Annotated in this window: 17 protein-coding genes; 9 read left to right on the forward strand and 8 right to left on the reverse strand. The window is 61.1% G+C overall.

The features are described 5' to 3' along the window. Nucleotides 1–33 precede the first annotated feature (33 nt). Together eat and exaC are read right to left on the reverse strand one after the other, a co-directional pair. Nucleotides 34–1467, reverse strand: coding sequence for an ethanolamine permease (gene eat, locus BOP96_RS05910; protein WP_073452067.1), 1434 nt, complete (start codon nucleotides 1465–1467; stop codon nucleotides 34–36). 216 nt (nucleotides 1468–1683) lie between these two features. After that, nucleotides 1684–3204: an acetaldehyde dehydrogenase ExaC gene (exaC, locus tag BOP96_RS05915; RefSeq protein ID WP_005791797.1), complete on the reverse strand. Its 1521-nt coding sequence runs from the start codon at nucleotides 3202–3204 to the stop codon at nucleotides 1684–1686. Between the two features lie 272 nt (nucleotides 3205–3476). Here exaC and BOP96_RS05920 point away from each other — a divergent pair, with 272 nt between their 5' ends. Beyond that, nucleotides 3477–5387 carry a sigma-54-dependent Fis family transcriptional regulator gene (locus BOP96_RS05920; protein WP_073452069.1) on the forward strand — a complete coding sequence of 637 codons (1911 nt, stop codon included), beginning with the start codon at nucleotides 3477–3479 and terminating at the stop codon, nucleotides 5385–5387. Nucleotides 5388–5732: 345 nt separating this feature from the next. On the opposite strand, the gene BOP96_RS30385 is transcribed toward BOP96_RS05920, so the two are convergent. Then, nucleotides 5733–6017 carry a hypothetical protein gene (locus BOP96_RS30385; RefSeq protein ID WP_177480889.1) on the reverse strand — a complete coding sequence of 95 codons (285 nt, stop codon included), beginning with the start codon at nucleotides 6015–6017 and terminating at the stop codon, nucleotides 5733–5735. On the opposite strand from BOP96_RS30385, the gene BOP96_RS30390 reads away from it, so the two are divergent. The 4 genes from BOP96_RS30390 to BOP96_RS05945 all read left to right on the forward strand — a co-directional run bounded on the left by BOP96_RS30390 (nucleotide 6004) and on the right by BOP96_RS05945 (nucleotide 9124). Beyond that, complete coding sequence (locus BOP96_RS30390; RefSeq protein ID WP_224796998.1) at nucleotides 6004–6762, forward strand: hypothetical protein; 759 nt, start codon at nucleotides 6004–6006, stop codon at nucleotides 6760–6762. The two genes, BOP96_RS30385 and BOP96_RS30390, sit on opposite strands and share 14 nt — an antisense overlap. A 109-nt stretch (nucleotides 6763–6871) precedes the next feature. Continuing rightward, nucleotides 6872–8221: a UDP-N-acetylmuramate:L-alanyl-gamma-D-glutamyl-meso-diaminopimelate ligase gene (gene mpl / locus BOP96_RS05935; protein ID WP_014720099.1), complete on the forward strand. Its 1350-nt coding sequence runs from the start codon at nucleotides 6872–6874 to the stop codon at nucleotides 8219–8221. Continuing rightward, nucleotides 8218–8847, forward strand: a complete 630-nt coding sequence (gene ubiX, locus BOP96_RS05940; protein WP_003194503.1) for a flavin prenyltransferase UbiX — start codon at nucleotides 8218–8220, stop codon at nucleotides 8845–8847. Before mpl ends, ubiX begins: the two co-directional genes overlap by 4 nt. Then, entirely contained in the window at nucleotides 8840–9124 is a 285-nt protein-coding gene (locus tag BOP96_RS05945; RefSeq protein WP_073452072.1) for a YceK/YidQ family lipoprotein, read from the forward strand. The genes ubiX and BOP96_RS05945 overlap by 8 nt, the downstream gene beginning before the upstream one ends. A gap of 143 nt (nucleotides 9125–9267) precedes the next feature. Here the strand turns inward: BOP96_RS05945 and BOP96_RS05950 are convergent, their stop codons facing one another. From BOP96_RS05950 to BOP96_RS05960, 3 genes are all read right to left on the reverse strand, one after another. Continuing rightward, nucleotides 9268–9909, reverse strand: a complete 642-nt coding sequence (locus tag BOP96_RS05950) for an oxidoreductase (RefSeq protein WP_014720096.1) — start codon at nucleotides 9907–9909, stop codon at nucleotides 9268–9270. A gap of 29 nt (nucleotides 9910–9938) precedes the next feature. Beyond that, nucleotides 9939–11657 carry a C13 family peptidase gene (locus BOP96_RS05955; protein WP_073452074.1) on the reverse strand — a complete coding sequence of 573 codons (1719 nt, stop codon included), beginning with the start codon at nucleotides 11655–11657 and terminating at the stop codon, nucleotides 9939–9941. A 164-nt stretch (nucleotides 11658–11821) separates the two neighbouring features. Next, nucleotides 11822–12277, reverse strand: a complete 456-nt coding sequence (locus tag BOP96_RS05960) for a MaoC family dehydratase (RefSeq protein ID WP_019818757.1) — start codon at nucleotides 12275–12277, stop codon at nucleotides 11822–11824. A 184-nt stretch (nucleotides 12278–12461) separates the two neighbouring features. On the opposite strand from BOP96_RS05960, the gene BOP96_RS05965 reads away from it, so the two are divergent. From BOP96_RS05965 to BOP96_RS05980, 4 genes are all read left to right on the forward strand, one after another. Then, nucleotides 12462–12815 carry a CidA/LrgA family protein gene (locus tag BOP96_RS05965; protein ID WP_014720093.1) on the forward strand — a complete coding sequence of 118 codons (354 nt, stop codon included), beginning with the start codon at nucleotides 12462–12464 and terminating at the stop codon, nucleotides 12813–12815. Further along, a complete protein-coding gene (locus BOP96_RS05970; RefSeq protein WP_014720092.1) occupies nucleotides 12812–13528 on the forward strand; it encodes an LrgB family protein in 717 nt (238 codons plus the stop codon). Before BOP96_RS05965 ends, BOP96_RS05970 begins: the two co-directional genes overlap by 4 nt. A gap of 21 nt (nucleotides 13529–13549) precedes the next feature. Continuing rightward, complete coding sequence (locus BOP96_RS05975) at nucleotides 13550–14140, forward strand: LON peptidase substrate-binding domain-containing protein (protein WP_014720091.1); 591 nt, start codon at nucleotides 13550–13552, stop codon at nucleotides 14138–14140. A gap of 100 nt (nucleotides 14141–14240) precedes the next feature. Continuing rightward, nucleotides 14241–14456 (forward strand): hypothetical protein, encoded by a 216-nt coding sequence (locus tag BOP96_RS05980; RefSeq protein ID WP_019818751.1) that lies wholly within the window; start codon nucleotides 14241–14243, stop codon nucleotides 14454–14456. Here the strand turns inward: BOP96_RS05980 and BOP96_RS05985 are convergent. Then, nucleotides 14450–15766, reverse strand: a complete 1317-nt coding sequence (locus tag BOP96_RS05985) for a bifunctional DedA family/phosphatase PAP2 family protein (protein ID WP_073452076.1) — start codon at nucleotides 15764–15766, stop codon at nucleotides 14450–14452. The genes BOP96_RS05980 and BOP96_RS05985 overlap by 7 nt on opposite strands. Before the next feature lie 156 nt (nucleotides 15767–15922). Then, nucleotides 15923–16606: a DNA-3-methyladenine glycosylase gene (locus tag BOP96_RS05990; protein WP_003194484.1), complete on the reverse strand. Its 684-nt coding sequence runs from the start codon at nucleotides 16604–16606 to the stop codon at nucleotides 15923–15925. Nucleotides 16607–16732 lie beyond the last annotated feature (126 nt).

The following is a 16732-nucleotide window of genomic DNA, read 5'->3' on the forward strand; positions in this document are numbered from 1 at the left end:
GTGGGCAAGGCGCCGCGTCGAGGTTTTCGGCAGTTAGTGCAGGGCGGCCTCTGCGGCCTGGATCGCCGCGAATTCCTCTTCCGGCGTGCCTGCTACCAAGTGATGCCGGCTGTAGAAAGCAAAGTAAGCAATTAATACTCCATAGATGATCGCCGCGCCAATCACCACGCGCGGGTCCACCAGAAAGCCCGCCACCACGGCCACGCAAGCCAGCACCAGTGCCACGCCTGAGGTGAAGATGCCACCGGGTGTGCGGTATGGCCGCTCCATTTTAGGGCGACGGATGCGCAGGGTGATGTGGGCGGCCATCATCAACACGTAGGAAATCGTGGCGCCAAACACCGCCACCAGGATCAGCAAGTCACCCTGGCCGGTCAGCGACAGGCCAAAGCCGATAATCCCGGGGATTACCAGTGCCAATACTGGCGCCTTGCTCTTGTTGGTCTCGGACAATTTGCGCGGCAGGTAACCGGCACGGGACAAGGCAAAGATCTGCCGCGAATAGGCGTAAATAATCGAGAAAAAGCTCGCGATCAAACCGGCCAGGCCGACCAGGTTGACGAAGCTGCCCATCCAGGTGGAACCGCCGTAGGACAACGCCAAGGCTTCAACCAGCGGGTTGCCGGATTTGATCAGCGCATAAGTGCCCGCACCGCCCGGCGCGATCACCAGGATCAACAGGGCAAAACTGGTCAGCACCACAATCGCGCCGATCAGCCCGCGCGGCAGGTCGCGCTTGGGGTTCTTGGTTTCTTCAGCGGCCAGCGGCACGCCTTCCACCGCCAGGAAAAACCAGATGGCATAAGGGATCGCGGCCCACACGCCGACGTAGCCGAACGGCAGGAAGCTGCTGGCGCCATTGGCCTCGGTCACGGGTATATCCAGCAGGTTGGCGACGTTGAAGTGCGGCACCATCGACACCAGGAACACGCCCAGGGCAATCGCGGCGACAGCGGTGATCACGAACATCAGCTTCAAGGCTTCGCCCACACCAAAGATGTGGATGCCGATAAAGATGATGTAGAACACCAGGTAGATCATCCAGCCGCCAATGCCGAACAACGACTCGCAATAGGCGCCGATAAACACCGCGATGGCGGCGGGCGCGATGGCGTACTCGATAAGGATGGCAGTACCGGTGAGGAACCCGCCCCAGGGGCCGAAGGCGCTGCGGGCAAAACCATAGCCACCGCCAGCAGTGGGGATCATGGACGACAACTCGGCCAGGGAAAAGCACATGCACAGGTACATGGTGGCCATCAGCAAGGTGGCGAGGAACATGCCACCCCAGCCGCCCTGGGCCAGGCCGAAGTTCCAGCCGGCGTAATCGCCGGAAATAACATAAGCGACGCCAAGGCCAACCAGTAGTACCCAGCCGGCGGCGCCTTTTTTCAGTTCGCGTTGTTGAAAATAATCGGTACCGACTTTTTCGAAGTCGACAGAAGAACCAGTGGGTTCGCTAGGCATGGGAAGTACCTTCCATTCTTATTGTTTTTGACTCGGCGTCTGTGTGCCGAACGAGGTAGCAATTGCGTGTGATATCAAATGTGGGAGCTGGCTTGCCTGCGATAGCGGCCTGTCTGCTACCCCTTATTTGGCTGATACATCGTTATCGCAGGCAAGCCAGCTCCCACACTTGATTGCATTTCAAGTTGGGAACTGGTTGCTTGCTATAAGGCTGAGTTAGAAAAAGCCCAACGGATTAATGTCGTAGCTCACCAGCAAGTTCTTGGTCTGCTGGTAGTGATCCAACATCATCTTGTGGGTTTCACGGCCCACGCCAGACTTCTTGTAACCGCCAAACGCGGCATGCGCCGGGTACAGGTGGTAGCAGTTGGTCCACACGCGGCCAGCCTTGATCGCCCGGCCCATGCGGTAGGCGCGGTTGATATCGCGGGTCCACAGGCCAGCGCCCAGGCCGAACTCGGTGTCGTTGGCAATCGCCAGGGCTTCGGCTTCATCCTTGAAAGTGGTGATGCTCACCACCGGGCCGAAGATTTCTTCCTGGAATACGCGCATGTCGTTGGTGCCCTTGAGCAGGGTCGGCTGGATGTAATAACCGGTGGCCAGGTCGCCGGTGAGCTTCTCCACCTTGCCGCCCGTGAGCAATTGCGCGCCTTCGCCCTTGGCGATTTCCAGGTAAGACAGGATCTTGTCGAACTGCTGCTCGGACGCTTGGGCGCCGACCATGGTGTCGGTATCCAGCGGGTCGCCACGCTTGATCGACTCGACCTTTTTCATCACCACTTTCATGAAGTCGTCGTAGATCGACTCTTCCACCAGAGCACGGGAAGGGCAGGTGCACACTTCGCCCTGGTTGAAGAACGCCAGCACCAGGCCTTCGGCGGCTTTTTCGATAAATGCAGGTTCCGCTTTCATGATGTCGGCGAAGAAGATGTTCGGCGACTTGCCGCCCAACTCCACCGTAGACGGAATGATGTTCTCGGCCGCCGCATGCATGATGTGCGAGCCCACAGGCGTTGAGCCGGTGAAGGCGATCTTGGCGATGCGCTTGCTGGTGGCAAGGGCTTCGCCGGCTTCCTTGCCGAAACCGTGCACCACGTTCAGCACGCCCGGTGGCAGCAGGTCGCCGATCAGCTCCATCAGCACGCTGATGCCCAGCGGCGTTTGCTCGGCGGGCTTGAGCACCACGCAGTTACCGGCGGCCAGGGCTGGGGCGAGTTTCCAGGCGGCCATCAGCAGCGGGAAGTTCCACGGGATGATCTGGCCGACCACGCCCAGCGGCTCGTGGAAGTGGTAGGCGGCGGTGAGTTCATTGATTTCGGCGCTGCTGCCTTCCTGGGCGCGGATGCAGCCGGCGAAGTAGCGGAAGTGGTCGGCAGCCAGGGGGATGTCGGCGTTAAGGGTTTCACGCACGGCCTTGCCGTTGTCCCAGGTTTCGGTGATGGCCAGCAGTTCGAGGTTTTGCTCGATGCGGTCGGCGATTTTCAGCAGCACCAGCGAACGGTCCTGGGCCGAGGTTTTGCCCCAGGCGTCCGCAGCGGCGTGGGCGGCGTCCAGCGCCTTGTCGATGTCTTTGGCGGTGGAACGCGGGAAGTCGGCTATCGGCTTGCCGTTGACCGGCGAGGTGTTGGAGAAATAGTTGCCATCGACTGGCGCCACGAATTCGCCGCCGATGTAGTTGCCGTATTTGGCCTTGAACGAAACGATGGCGCCTTCAGTACCGGGGTGTGCATAACGCATGGTGAGCATCTCCTGCTTTTATGTTTATTGGAGTACAGCGCGGCAAGCGCGTTATAAAGCGTAGAGCAAAGGTTGGGCCACTGCTGTGCGGGCCAGCAAAATCAATGGGTTGGGCTTTGTCGCAAGGCGGTGCCGTGACAGGTGTGGTACAGGCATGGTGACAGTTTGTGCCATAAGCGGTACAGCCTGTGACCGGTGGGTCGGGCCGGGATTGCAAAGGCCCAATGGCTGGGGGATGCTGGGCGTTCTCACGCAGGGAGAATAATAAGAACATGCATAACGATCATTTCAGCCGCCATGCCCAGCAAGTCCTGACCGTCACCCGTGGCCAAGAGCTTTCCCAGGGGCCGGGCAGCGACCCGTCCATCGCCCGCTCCTGGCTGCGCTGCGTGAAGGACTACCACCTCGACCCGGCGCTGACCATCGCGCCTACCGTGCTTGAACACGGGCGCCTGCTGGAAAGTCGCGAACGCCTGCGCCAGGTGCTGCACATCGCCGGCAGCGAGATGAATAGCCTGCACCAGCAACTTTCCGGCGCCGGCCATGCGGTGCTGCTCACCGATGCGCGCGGGGTGATCCTCAACTGTGTCACCGCGCCGTCGGAGCGCAAGATTTTCGAGCGCGCCGGCTTATGGTTGGGCGCTGACTGGAGCGAAGCCTGCGAAGGCACTAACGGCATAGGCACCTGCCTGGTAGAGCGGCAGTCGTTGACGATCCACCGTGACGAGCATTTTCGCGGCCGTCATACCGGGCTGACCTGTTCGGCCAGCCCGGTGTTCGATCCTCATGGTGAATTGCTGGCGGTGCTGGATGTGTCCTCGGCCCGCGAAGCCGTGTCGCGCCAAAGCCAGTTCCACACCATGGCGCTGGTGAACCTGTCGGCCAAGATGATCGAAAGTTGCTACTTCCTGCGCCACTTCGAACACCACTGGCTGTTGCGTTTTCACCTGCAGGCCGAGTCGGTCGGGTTATTCAGCGAAGGCTTGCTGGCGTTTGATGGCGAAGGGCACATTTGTGCGGTCAACCAGAGCGCCCTGAACCTGTTGGGGCAGTTGCGCGGCGGCTTGGTGGGCCAGCCGGTGGAAGCGTTTTTCGACTGCTCCCTGGATCAGTTGCTGGGGCGGGCCAGCGCAAATGCCACGGCCAGTTGGCCGCTGCGCACCCGCGATGGTCGGCCTTTATTCGCAGCGCTGCGAGGCCAGCCGCGCAGTGCGCCGGCCCCTATCATCAAGCCACAGGCGTCACGCCCATTGGGTATCTGCCTGGGCGACCCGGCCTTGCAAAATGAGCTGCGCAAGGCCTCGCGAGTGTTCGAGCGCGATGTGCCCTTGCTGATCAACGGCGAAACCGGCTGCGGTAAAGAAGCCTTCGCCAAGGCCGTGCATCAGGGCAGCCAGCGGGGCGACAAGGCCTTTATCGCGCTGAACTGTGCGGCGATTCCAGAAAACCTGATCGAGAGCGAACTGTTTGGCTATCGCGCCGGCAGTTTCACCGGCGCCCTTAAAGAAGGCATGCGCGGCAAGCTGCAACAGGCCGATGGTGGCACGCTGTTTCTCGACGAAATCGGCGACATGCCCCTGGCGTTACAAACCCGCCTGTTAAGGGTGCTGGAGGATCGCCTGGTGGTGCCTATCGGCGGCGAACCCCAAGCCGTGAACGTGCGCATCATCAGCGCCACGCACCGCAATTTGCTGGAACGGGTGGCCGATGGCAGCTTTCGTGAAGACCTGTATTACCGCTTGAACGGCTTGGAAGTCGCCCTCCCGCCGTTGCGCGAGCGCAGTGACAAGTCGCAACTGTTGGATTTCCTCTTGGCGCAGGAAGCAGGCACCGAGCAGGTGATGCTCGACGAGTCGACGCGCCAGGCCTTGTTGGCATTCCACTGGCCCGGCAACCTGCGGCAGATGCGTACTGTGTTGCGCACGGTGGTGGCACTCTGTGAGGGCGGGCGAGTCGGTCTTGACGACTTGCCGGCGCTGATTCGCCAGGCGCGGCCGCAAGGGGCAAGGGCGGATGCGCCGTACGCTTTGCCACTGGAGAGCGCCGAGCGCCAGGCATTACTCGATGCGTTGGCGCAGCAGCGCTGGCATATGAGCCATGTGGCGGAACAGTTGGGCGTCAGTCGCAATACGCTGTATCGCAAGTTACGCAAACATGGTATTTCACGGGGCGCCATGCATTAGGGCGCGCGACAGTTGTCGGAATAACTCCGTTATTGCGGACGACTCGTTTTTGTCCCACGTCATTTAAGGTTTTTTATCGCTCTACCCGTTCACGTCGTCCCGGAACGTGGCACGTTGTTTTAAGCACTGATGGAATAAGGGCAGAGCATTAATTGCCCTTAAACACCGCTGTTTGAAACTTCTAGGGTGACAACACATGAATATTACAAGTCCAATAACGACTCCTGTGCCACAACTCCCTGTTCAACTTGATGTTACGCCCACCTCCCCACCGCAACACTCGATAACGGGCTGGGGCGAACCGATGGACCCCCCTCAGCCTGACCATGACACGCCGCCTTCTGCTCAGGAGGCCGACCAAGCGCCGAAGGTACGCAACAAGCGTGGAATCTCCTTCTTCGGACGGCGGTTCCCATTTGGAGGCGCAACCCGGCCCACGGCGCCCGTGTCTCCCACGCCATCGATCAAGGTGCCGTCGCCTGCGTCCGTGTCCCCCGGTCCATCGACCAGGGTGCCGCCCGCCCCGGTCAATCCCACTGCCACCAGGCTGCAGAACGCACTGGGTGGAAATAACCCTGGTACCAGCTCGACCGCAGCCAGTTCAAGCCAGTCGGCCTTGGATAAACTCAAGGGCGTAGTGACCAGGGGGCCTCAAACGCCCACCAGTGGCGGGGTTGTCTCCGTAAAGCCGGTGGAACCGCCCAAGATCAGTGTGGCCGATGTCACCCAGCGGCTTTTGGATGCCGACAGGCTGGTCAAGGCAGGGGTTATTTCCACCTCACCTTCAACCGGCAAGACGATCAAGGACGCGTTCATCAACGCGGGCGTCAATGGCATCGTCAGCGCGCCGATCAATGTGGGCGCATACGCCGGGTCCGTGGCCGCGGGAGAGGCGATCAAGGGCCAGTATGTACCGTCGCCATTGCCGCCGCCGCATTTGCCTGGTACTGCAAAGCCCGATCCCGCGTCTACACCGCAAGTAGCCGCGCCAACCACATCGGATACGCCAACGCCTTCGGCCACGCGCCATCTGGACCGGGTAGAAAAAGTGGTGCTGGAATTTGCCAATGTCATCATCACGCTGGCGTCGGGAAATACTGAAGACCGGCTTGCCATGGGCGACGCCTGGCCCAAGGAGCGGGGGGCACGCTTGGATAACCTTGAGCAGTTACTGAGCATTTCGGAAACCCATATGAAGCAAGTGGCCGAGGATAACGGCATTATTTTCAAACCTCACCTTGAACCAGAAACCGCCCCAGGCACGGGGGGCCGCTTAGGCGTGATAGAGCGCCGTTATCGCGCCTTGGAAAAGGCGGCTGACCGGATCATTACCCTGAAAGACGCCGAAGCCAAAAAAACCGAGGCCTCCGTTTAAGGCCGCCTTTTTGCCCGCCGGATCCTACCGGCGGGCGTTTCGCGCTCAGCTAAAGCGTGCGAACTTTCCCACCCTACGCTAACCTGCCTCGATGTTTACGAGGTCGACTATGCACATTCATATTCTGGGTATCTGCGGTACGTTCATGGGTTCGATGGCGGTTCTGGCCAAGGAGCTGGGCCATCATGTAACTGGCTCCGATGCCAATGTTTATCCCCCCATGAGCACGCAGCTACAGGCGCAAGGGATTGAGCTGACCCAAGGTTACGACCCAGCGCAATTCGACCCGGTGCCGGACCTGGTCGTGATCGGCAACGCCATGTCGCGCGGCAATCCGGCGGTGGAATACGTACTGAACAAAGGCTTGCCTTACGTCTCCGGCCCCCAGTGGCTGGCCGACCATGTGCTGCAAGGCCGTTGGGTCCTGGCAGTGGCAGGCACTCATGGCAAGACCACCACCAGCAGCATGCTCGCCTGGGTGCTGGAGCATGCGGGCATGAGCCCGGGGTTCCTGATTGGCGGCGTGCCGCAGAACTTCTCGGTATCGGCGCGCCTGGGTGAGACACCGTTTTTTGTGATCGAGGCCGATGAGTACGACAGCGCCTTTTTCGACAAGCGCTCCAAGTTCGTCCATTACCGCCCACGCACAGCGATCCTGAATAACCTTGAGTTCGATCACGCGGATATCTTCCCCGATCTGCCGGCGATTGAGCGGCAGTTCCACCACTTGGTGCGCACTATTCCAAGTGAGGGCCTTGTCATTCATCCCACCACCGAGCCTGCGTTGCAGCGTGTGATCGACATGGGCTGCTGGACCCCGGTGCAAACCACCGGCGCGGGTGGGCAGTGGCAGGCCAGGTTGCTCAGCGAAGATGGTTCACGGTTTGAAGTGCTGTTCGAAGGCCATGCCCAAGGCATCGTCGATTGGGGCATGACCGGCCAACACAACGTGGCCAACGCTTTGGTGAGCCTGGCTGCCGCTCGGCATGTTGGCGTGGTACCAGCCATGGGCATTGCCGCCTTGAGCGCGTTCAAGAGTGTGAAGCGGCGCATGGAGAAAGTCGCTGAAGTAAATGGAATTACCATCTACGACGACTTTGCCCACCACCCGACCGCAATTGCCACCACCCTGGATGGTCTGCGCAAGCGCGTCGGCGATGCGCAGATCATTGCCATCGTCGAGCCGCGTTCCAACTCCATGAAGCTGGGCGCGCACCGTGATGGCCTGCCCGAGAGCGTCAACGATGCCGACCAGGTGGTGTGGTATGCACCGGCCAACCTTGGCTGGGATTTGCCCGCGATTGCTGCGCTATGCACCGTGCCCTCCACAGTCTGCGATTCGTTGGAAGGCATCATTGAGCATGTGAAGTCCTTGGCCCAAGCCGGCACCCACGTGGTGGTCATGAGCAACGGCGGCTTCGGCGGCCTGCACGGCAAGCTGGCCGAGGCACTGAAATGAGCGGGCCGGAACGCATTACCCTGGCGATGACCGGCGCATCCGGTGCGCCCTATGGCCTGCGCCTGCTCGATTGCCTGGTACGTGAAGACCGTGAGGTGCATTTTCTGATCTCCAAGGCGGCGCAGTTGGTGCTGGCGACCGAGACCGATGTCGCGCTGCCGTCCAAGGTGCAGACGATGCAGGCGTTCCTTACCGAGTACACCGGTGCGGCGGCGGGGCAGATCAAGGTCTACGGCAAAGAGGACTGGATGTCGCCGGTGGCTTCAGGCTCCGGTGCGCCAGCGGCGATGGTGGTGGTGCCTTGTTCCACCGGCACCTTGTCGGCGATTGCCACGGGCGCCTGCAACAACCTGATCGAACGGGCGGCGGACGTGACCTTGAAGGAGCGCCGCCAATTGATCCTGGTGCCGCGCGAAGCGCCGTATTCGAGCATTCACCTGGAGCACATGCTCAAGTTGTCGAACATGGGCGTGACCATCCTGCCCGCGTCGCCAGGCTTCTATCACCAGCCACAGACCATTGATGACCTGGTGGACTTCGTGGTGGCGCGCATTCTCAACCTGTTGAACATTCCCCAGGACATGCTGCCACGTTGGGGTGAGCACCACTTGGGCGGCGATGAATAAAACACTGCTGCTCTTGATGGCGCTGCAACTCACCGGCTGTGCCACTGCGCGCACGCTGGACGCGGCGCAAGCGGGCGCGCCGGTGGTGTATGCCGGCACGCGCCTGGACCTGTATGCGATCAATGGCGGTTGTTGCGCCAAGGATCGCTTTGGTGCCGAGGCCCCGAGCTCTCCCCATCTCGACCTGCCGGCCAGTGCGTTGCTCGATACCTTGTTGTTGCCACTGTCGGTGCTGACGGTGCTGGGGGTTGGCTTCAACGCCACGGGCGGGCTGTAAGATAATGGCTGCCTGGGTGGATCGTTCCCACGCTCCGCGTGGGAATGCAGTCGGGGACGCTCCGCGTCCCAAGCATGACGCAGAGCGTCATAACCGGCGTTACCACGCAGAGCGTGGGAACGATCAGTACCAGACCTGCATCATTACTTGCCGAGTTTGCGCAACTCGTCCGACTCCACCACCCGCACGCCATCCTGTTCTTCCAGCGCCAGGCGCCACATGGCGCGAGCCAGTTCGCAGACTTCAATACCGTGGTACTTGCCCGGGATAAGCCGTGACAGCGGGCCGGCCAACTGTTCGGCCAGGCGCGGTTCCAGTCGCTCACCCAGCAGGAGCGAGGGACGTACGATGGTCAACTGCGGCCAGTCTTGCGCTCGGAGCGCCAGTTCCATTTCCCCTTTGACCCGGTTGTAGAACACCGAGGATTTCGGGTCGGCGCCAATCGCACTGATCACGATCAGATGCCGCGCGCCCAGTTCCCGTGCGCGTTTGGCGAAGGCCACTACCATGTCCAGGTCGACCGCACGGAACGCCGCTTCCGAGCCGGCCTTTTTGATCGTGGTGCCCAGGCAGCAGAAGGCAATATCCACGCGGCCGCTCAGTTGCGGCAGGAACACCGCCGGGTCGCCCACCGGGTTTTCCAGGCGTGGATGTTCAGCCAATGGTTTGCGGCTGGGTGCCAGCACGCGGGTCACGGTGGGTTCGTTGAGCAGGCGGTCGAGCAGGTGTTCGCCAGTGAGGCCGGAGGCGCCGGCCAGCAAGATATGCTGCGGTGTCAGGTACATGGTGTTTCCCCCTTGTTACACGTTACAGCTTAGTTGCCTTTGGCTTCCTTGCTATTCATTGAGACGCTTTCGAGCGCCTTTCGTGCCTGCTGTTTACGTAATAATTGCCAATGGGCGATCACGCCCTTAGGCGCCCAGATCTGCGGTTCGGAGGCTTCGAAATTGTCCGCCTGTTCGCGTTCGGCCACGTGCAGTTGTGCCAGTTTGAAGGCGTGTTGCAAATCATCCGTTTGGTTGAAGGTTTGTGCGAAAAGGGCATCACCGAAGTAGGTGAAGTCTGCTTCTTCCGAGCAGCCGAACGACACGCGGTCCGCACGGGAGGCGGTCATGATCAGGGTGCGCTCATCTTTGAGCGCCGGTATGAAGCCGCCGGAGTAACACGCGGAGATCACGATGACCTTGTCACGGTTTTTCAGTGGTGCGAGCACGGCGGCCAGCTCGTCGGCGGGCAGGTCGGCCAGTTCCATGCGCGGTTGGTCGAGCACCAGCTCATGCTCATGGGTGCCATGGCTGGTCAGGTAAATGAACACCAGGTCTTCCGGCCCGGTCCGTTCGGCCAGGGTTTGTACCGAGCGGCGCAGGCTTTCGCGGGTGGCCAGGGGGCGGTCGGCGATATGGTCGCGGTGGTTGACCAGGCGCACCTGCCCGCGCGCGCCAAAGCGGGTGGCGAGCAGGTTGCTGACGTAATCGGCTTCACGCAGGAACACGCTTTGTTTGCCGTCACCGGCCAGCACCAGGGTGTACAGCTCCACCGCCGGGGTGGACGCGGGCACGGTCGCCAGGGCGTCATCGAGCAAGCGTCCCTGGGCCAGTATGCCGGTCTCCAGTGGGTCGGGCAGTAGCTTGCCCTCGGCGTCGCGTACGCGCAGGCCATTGACCCAAGTGCCGGACTGCACGGTGCCATCGGTGAGGACCAAGGTGCCACGGCCTTGATAGTTGTCGCTGTCGAAGCCACCGATATAGAAACTGCCATCGGTGAGGTTAAGACGCCCTTCGCCGGTAAAGCGCCAGTCACTGAACTGGCCGACATAGTGGCTGCCATCAACCCCGATCAGTTCGCCTTTGCCGGTCAGCGCGCCCTCCTTGAACTGGCCGATCCATACATCGCCGTCGGCGTTCTCGTAGCGGCCTTTACCGTTGAGCTGGTTCTGCTTGAATTGGCCGACATAGATATCGCCCTCGGCGCTATTAAAGGTGCCATTGCCTTCCAGTTGGCCATCGACAAAGCGGCCGCTGAACTGGTTGCCGCTGTCGTCATTGCGCTGGCCTTCGCCATTGGGCTTGCCGTGGGCGAACTGGCCCTGATACTGGCTGCCGTCGGCCAGTTCCAGGCGGCCGAGGCCTGAATACTGGTCGTCCTGGAATTCGCCGCGATAGGTCATCTGCCCCTCTTTGAGGGTGCCTTCGCCGTTGCGTCGACCATTCTTGAAGCCGCCCACGTAGCTGCTGCCCGACGTGGTCAGGCTGCCCTGGCCATCAAACAGGCCCTGTTTGAATTCGCCTTTATAGACTTCGCCATTGCTGCCATGCCATTCGCCCTGGCCGTGCCACTGGCCTTTGTCGAACTGGCCGGCGTACCAACTGCCATTGGGGTAGTCCACACGGCCTTGGCCTTGCAGCAAACCGTTGACCACATCGCCACGGTAGCGGCCGCCATCGGGCAGGCGCGCATCGGGCGGCAACAGCGATTCGCCGTCTCCGCAAGCGGTGAGCAACAGGGCAAGGGCAAGGGGAGCGAGTGGGCGCATAGCGGGATCCGGATAATTGAGCGCCGAGTATGCCGTAGCCGGGGTGCCGAACCTAGTGGTCTATGCGCAGGATCTACCACCTGTAGGAGCGGGCTTGCCCGCGAAAAACTCACAGGCACCGCATTTATTCAGCAAGCTCGCTCCTACAGAGGAAGGTGTGGTGATTATACGAAGCAGAGTGACAGCGACTCGGCAATGTAGGCCGGCTTCTCCTGGCCTTCGATTTCCAGGGTGGCCGTCGCCTTGAACAGCCATTGGCCCGGCTTTTTCTCGGTGACGTCAGTGAGGGTGACGTTCAGGCGCACCTTGGAGTTCACCTTCACCGGCTGGATAAAGCGCACGCTGTCCAGGCCGTAGTTGACGGCCATTTTCAAGCCTTCGGGCATGATCAGGATGTCTTCCATCAACTTGGGCATCAGCGACAGCGACAGGAACCCATGGGCAATTGTGCTGCCGAACGGGGTTTGCGCCGCCTTGATCGGGTCGACGTGGATGAACTGATGATCGCCGGTGGCTTCCGCGAAGAGGTTGATACGCGCCTGGTCGATGATGAGCCATTCGGAACGTCCCAGTTCCTTGCCGACGTAATCTTTGAGCTGCGCTACGGGTACATAGGGCATTGCGTCTCTCCTTGGTTCATCACTTATGTGCCCGTTGATAAGGGGCGTTTTTTTTGGTTGCAGAGAACCACTGTAGATCATCACGGGCAATCAGCCCGGTCAACCCAACATGCTTTTGGCGAATGCCGGAGCATAGGGCGGGCGTGCTTATAATGCGCGCGGGATTTGAGGGGGAGAGAGCGGGATGCTGTTACGTGGCCTGACCTGGCTGGTGCTGTTTCAACTGATCGGCACCGCGATCAATCATTTGCTGGTGCCGGTGCTGCCTGGGCCAATCATCGGCTTGTTGCTGATGCTGGGCTTTCTGGTCTGGCGCGGTGAAGTCGGCGAGCCCCTGAGCCTGGCGGCCGGCAGCCTGTTGCGTTACCTGCCGCTGCTGCTGGTGCCGCCGGCCGTGGGGGTAATGGTGTACGCCAAGGACATTGTGGCGGATTTTTGGGCCATCGTCGGGGCGTTGGTGCTGTCGCTGGTGGTTGCCATGGGCTTTGTCGGCGTGCTGATGCAGCAGATGGTCAAGCGCAAGGAGAAGGACCAATGATCCTCGACTGGCAGGGCGCCTGGACGGCGGTCATTCATCACCCGTTGTTCGGTATCGGTATCACCCTGGGCGCCTATCAGCTGGTGCTGGCGGGGTTCGAGAAAACCCGCTGGATCTTCCTGCAGCCGGTGCTGGTGTCGATGTTGCTGGTGATCGGCGTGCTGCTCACCTGCGGGCTGAGCTACGCCGAATACCGCGAGAGCACCGAGATCATGGGCATCCTGCTGGGGCCTGCGACCGTGGCCCTGGCGGTGCCGCTTTATCTGAACCTGCGACGGATTCGCCAATTGTTCTGGCCGATTTTTACTACGCTGGTGGTAGGCGGGGTATTGGCCACTGGTCTTTGTGTGGCGTTGGGGTGGTGGTTCGGGGCTGAGCACCGGGTGCTGATGACCATGGCGCCCAAGTCGGTGACCTCGCCGATTGCCATGCTGGTGGCCGAGCAGATCGGCGGCGTAGCGGCCTTGGCGGCGGTGTTCGTGTTGATCACTGGGGTGGTCGGCGCGATGATCGGCCCAGCGCTCTTGTCACGGCTGGGAGTGCGCAGCCCCGAAGCGCGCGGCATGGCTTTGGGCATGACCGCCCACGCCGTCGGCACTTCGGTGGCCCTGCAGGAAAGCGAAGAATGCGGCGCCTTCGCGGCGCTGGCCATGAGTTTGATGGGCGTGGCCACGGCGGTGTTCCTACCGTTGGCGGTGTCGGTCATTGTTTAACCCAGGTTTAAGGAAACCGTTATGAGTCTGGCGCTATTCCCCCTCAACACAGTGCTGTTCCCGGGCTGCATCCTCGACTTGCAGATATTTGAGGCGCGCTACCTGGACATGATCGGCCGTTGCATGAAAAAGGGCGAAGGCTTTGGTGTGGTGTGCATCCTGGATGGCTCAGAGGTGGGCGCGGCCCCTGACGGCTATGCGCTTGTCGGTTGTGAAGCGCTGATTCGTGACTTCAAGCAGCAGGATAACGGCCTGCTGGGCATTCGCGTCGAAGGTGGCCGTCGATTCCGCGTGCGTGAGGCCGACGTGCAGAAAGACCAATTGCTGGTGGCCCAAGTGCAATGGTTGCAAGAGTTGCCGGACCCGCCGCTGGGCGAAGAGGACGCCGACTTGCTGGCGTTGCTTGAGGCCCTGGCCGAGCACCCGATGGTGGCCTCGCTGGACATGGGCGGCCACGCCGAAGGCCAGCAAGCCCTGGGCAATCAATTGGCCTATCTGTTGCCGTTTACCGAAGCCGACAAGATCGACTTGCTGCAACTGGACGACCCACAGCAACGGCTGGATGCGATCCAGATGTTGCTCGATGAACTGCAGGGCGAGCTGTTCACCTGAGGTTCGGATTTGCCTGACAGCGCTTTCAGACTTTGCTCGGTCGTCTCCACGGTGTCGCCTGCACTATTTTCCGATCACACAACAATGATCGGAGAGAACCATGATTCGGCTGACACCCTCGGAACAAGTGGCGTGGGACGCTTATTTTGTCAGCGTGACCACGCAATTACTCCAGCAGCAAGCCACGCGGGGCGCGGAGTACATTGCCGAGCGCGCCGCCGAAGTGGCTGATGAGATGTTACTGGAGCGCCGCGAACGTTGCGTTGAACGGCGCAGCGCCTCCGTGGACTGGATCGGCCCGGCCAAGGGTCAGTAGGCGTACCTGAGCAGGGCGTGGGGCGTGCCGGTAAAGGCGATAAAACCGAGCACGGCCACCACGGCGGGCAGCAGCAGCCACCAGGCTTTTTGCGACATGGCTGGCAATGGGCTGCGGTACTGGATGGCCGTCAGGCTGAACGCACACACGGTCATCGCCAGCAAGGTGCCGGCCAGGATGTCCGTCGGCCAGTGGGCGCCCAGGTACACCCGTGACAAGGCAATGAACGCCGCCGGAATGCAGCCCAGCAGCATCCAGGTCAGGCGCAGCCGCGTGGGTTGACCGCGACCGGCCAATACCGCGAGCGCCAGGAAGAAGGCAAAGGCACCGGAGGCATGGCCGCTGGGCATGCTGAAGCTGGTCAGCGGGTCGGTGAGGATTTCCGGGCGGCCCCGGGCGAAAAACAGCTTGGTGCCGGTGTTGATCACTGCCGCGCCAGCGAGGGTGGCGCCGACAAACACCGCGTGGCGCCACTGCCGTGCCAACAGCAACAGGCCAGTGAACACCGCGCTGGCGAAGAACATCTTCTTGAACTCACCCAGTTGGGTGACCCGTACCATCACTTCGTCCAGCCACGGGCTGCGATGCTCTTGCACCAGGGCGCTCAGGCCCTGGTCGAAGTCATTGAGGTGGGGATAGCCGATAAACAACGCGATTAACAACACCAGGCTGGCGCAACCGATCCACAAGGTGGCGCGCCGATGCCCGCGCCAACTGCTGTTCAAACTCAGCCCCAGCAGCACCGCCAGGCACGCCGCGATAATCGCCGCTTCCGGCCAGAAGCCTTCCGGCAACGGCAGGCGGAACGCGGCGCCGGCAGCCCAGCCCGGCAGCAGATAGGCCACGGTCCAACCCGCTGCGGCAATGATGCTCACAGCGGCAAAGCGCGGGAAGGGCATGTCGCACATGCCGGCGACCATGGGCAGCATGGGACGCAATGGGCCGATGAAACGCCCGACCAACAGGCTGGCGATTCCGTACTTGTGGAAGTAGGTTTCTGCACCGTTCATCCATTCAGGATGCTGGCGCAGGCCGGGCAGGCGCCGGATGTTCTGATGGAAGTGGCGGCCCAGGTAATAGGAAACGCCGTCGCCCAATAAACCGCCGAGGAAGCCCAGCAGTAGGGTTTCACTCAAAGGCAGCGCACCGCTGCCAGCCAACGCGGCGATTGCAAACAGCAATACCGTGCCCGGCACGATCAACCCGGCAATCGCCAGGCACTCCACACACGCGACGATAAACACCGCGGCTGCCAGCCATTGTGGGTTGAGGGTCAACCAGCCGGTGATGCTATCGAGCCATTGGCCCATACAATCCACTCCATGCATACAAAACAGAATTTGAGGCGGTGAAATTCAACTGTGGGAGCTGGCTTGCCTGCGATGGCTGCGGCATGGCCAGCATTGAAGTTGCCTGGCCCACTGCTATCGCAGGCAAGCCAGCTCCCACATGGGATGTGTCGCGCGTTAAATCAAAAAATAATCCCGGCCTTCGACCTGCCCCCGACGCATCGGGTTCCGCGTGCAATAAGGCGCATAGCCAGCATCGACGAAGCGGTACATCAAGTGCTCATCGCGCCCGCTGGGGATGCCCAGGCGCGTGGTCTGGATAATCTGCGTGGGCACCTGGCCCACGTCTTCGACATACAGCAGTTCCTGATCGAAGCGCTTGGCGTCCCACATCGGCACTTTCAGGCCCAGGGCCTTGCACAGCAGCGTCTGGCCCGCACAGAGTTTCTGCGAGGGGCGTGGGCTGCCATCGGGGTTGGGGTTGTTCAACAGCATCTGCGCCAGGCTCGCCGCGCCGGAAATGTCGTCGACCCAGGGATAGGCCGATTTGATCAGCACGGCATTGCCCGGGCCGTGAGCGCTGAAGTTCAACGAATCACCGCCACGGGCGTAGTACATGTAGATATGGCCACCATCCAGAAACAAAGCCTTACGCTTTTCTGTGTAGCCGAGTGAGGCGTGGCTGCCTTTTTCGGCCACGTAATAGGCTTCGGTTTCAATAATTCGCGCCGAAAGCCAGAGATCGCCCACACGATGACGAATGACTTTTCCGAGTAATTCGCGCGCAAGCAGTTGGGCATCGCGGTCGAAGAAGCTATCGGGCAGGGGGCTGGCGGGAAGTTGGGGCGAAAAATCGGGCATGGCGGTCAAGGGTTGATACGGCTAAATGTGACCGAATCATAACAACTCTCAGCTTAATTACGCCTGAACCTGGGGTTTTTACAGTTCATTTCGACCATCCGCCCCTCACCGCTGTCAGTCGGGCGG

The sequence above is a fragment of the Pseudomonas sp. FSL W5-0203 genome (assembly GCF_001896155.1).
In the GTDB taxonomy this organism is placed as follows: Bacteria; Pseudomonadota; Gammaproteobacteria; order Pseudomonadales; family Pseudomonadaceae; genus Aquipseudomonas; species Aquipseudomonas paracarnis.

What these genes read in the sequence shown, in the direction of transcription:
- BOP96_RS05975 (WP_014720091.1), top strand. Translation starts at nt 13,550, where the DNA reads ATGAGTCTGGCGCTATTCCCCCTCAACACAGTGCTGTTCCCGGGCTGC.
- exaC (WP_005791797.1), bottom strand. Translation starts at nt 3,204, where the DNA reads ATGCGTTATGCACACCCCGGTACTGAAGGCGCCATCGTTTCGTTCAAG.
- BOP96_RS05920 (WP_073452069.1), top strand. Translation starts at nt 3,477, where the DNA reads ATGCATAACGATCATTTCAGCCGCCATGCCCAGCAAGTCCTGACCGTC.
- ubiX (WP_003194503.1), top strand. Translation starts at nt 8,218, where the DNA reads ATGAGCGGGCCGGAACGCATTACCCTGGCGATGACCGGCGCATCCGGT.
- BOP96_RS05945 (WP_073452072.1), top strand. Translation starts at nt 8,840, where the DNA reads ATGAATAAAACACTGCTGCTCTTGATGGCGCTGCAACTCACCGGCTGT.
- eat (WP_073452067.1), bottom strand. Translation starts at nt 1,467, where the DNA reads ATGCCTAGCGAACCCACTGGTTCTTCTGTCGACTTCGAAAAAGTCGGT.
- BOP96_RS05965 (WP_014720093.1), top strand. Translation starts at nt 12,462, where the DNA reads ATGCTGTTACGTGGCCTGACCTGGCTGGTGCTGTTTCAACTGATCGGC.
- BOP96_RS05980 (WP_019818751.1), top strand. Translation starts at nt 14,241, where the DNA reads ATGATTCGGCTGACACCCTCGGAACAAGTGGCGTGGGACGCTTATTTT.
- BOP96_RS05960 (WP_019818757.1), bottom strand. Translation starts at nt 12,277, where the DNA reads ATGCCCTATGTACCCGTAGCGCAGCTCAAAGATTACGTCGGCAAGGAA.
- mpl (WP_014720099.1), top strand. Translation starts at nt 6,872, where the DNA reads ATGCACATTCATATTCTGGGTATCTGCGGTACGTTCATGGGTTCGATG.
- BOP96_RS05955 (WP_073452074.1), bottom strand. Translation starts at nt 11,657, where the DNA reads ATGCGCCCACTCGCTCCCCTTGCCCTTGCCCTGTTGCTCACCGCTTGC.
- BOP96_RS05990 (WP_003194484.1), bottom strand. Translation starts at nt 16,606, where the DNA reads ATGCCCGATTTTTCGCCCCAACTTCCCGCCAGCCCCCTGCCCGATAGC.
- BOP96_RS05950 (WP_014720096.1), bottom strand. Translation starts at nt 9,909, where the DNA reads ATGTACCTGACACCGCAGCATATCTTGCTGGCCGGCGCCTCCGGCCTC.
- BOP96_RS05985 (WP_073452076.1), bottom strand. Translation starts at nt 15,766, where the DNA reads ATGGGCCAATGGCTCGATAGCATCACCGGCTGGTTGACCCTCAACCCA.
- BOP96_RS05970 (WP_014720092.1), top strand. Translation starts at nt 12,812, where the DNA reads ATGATCCTCGACTGGCAGGGCGCCTGGACGGCGGTCATTCATCACCCG.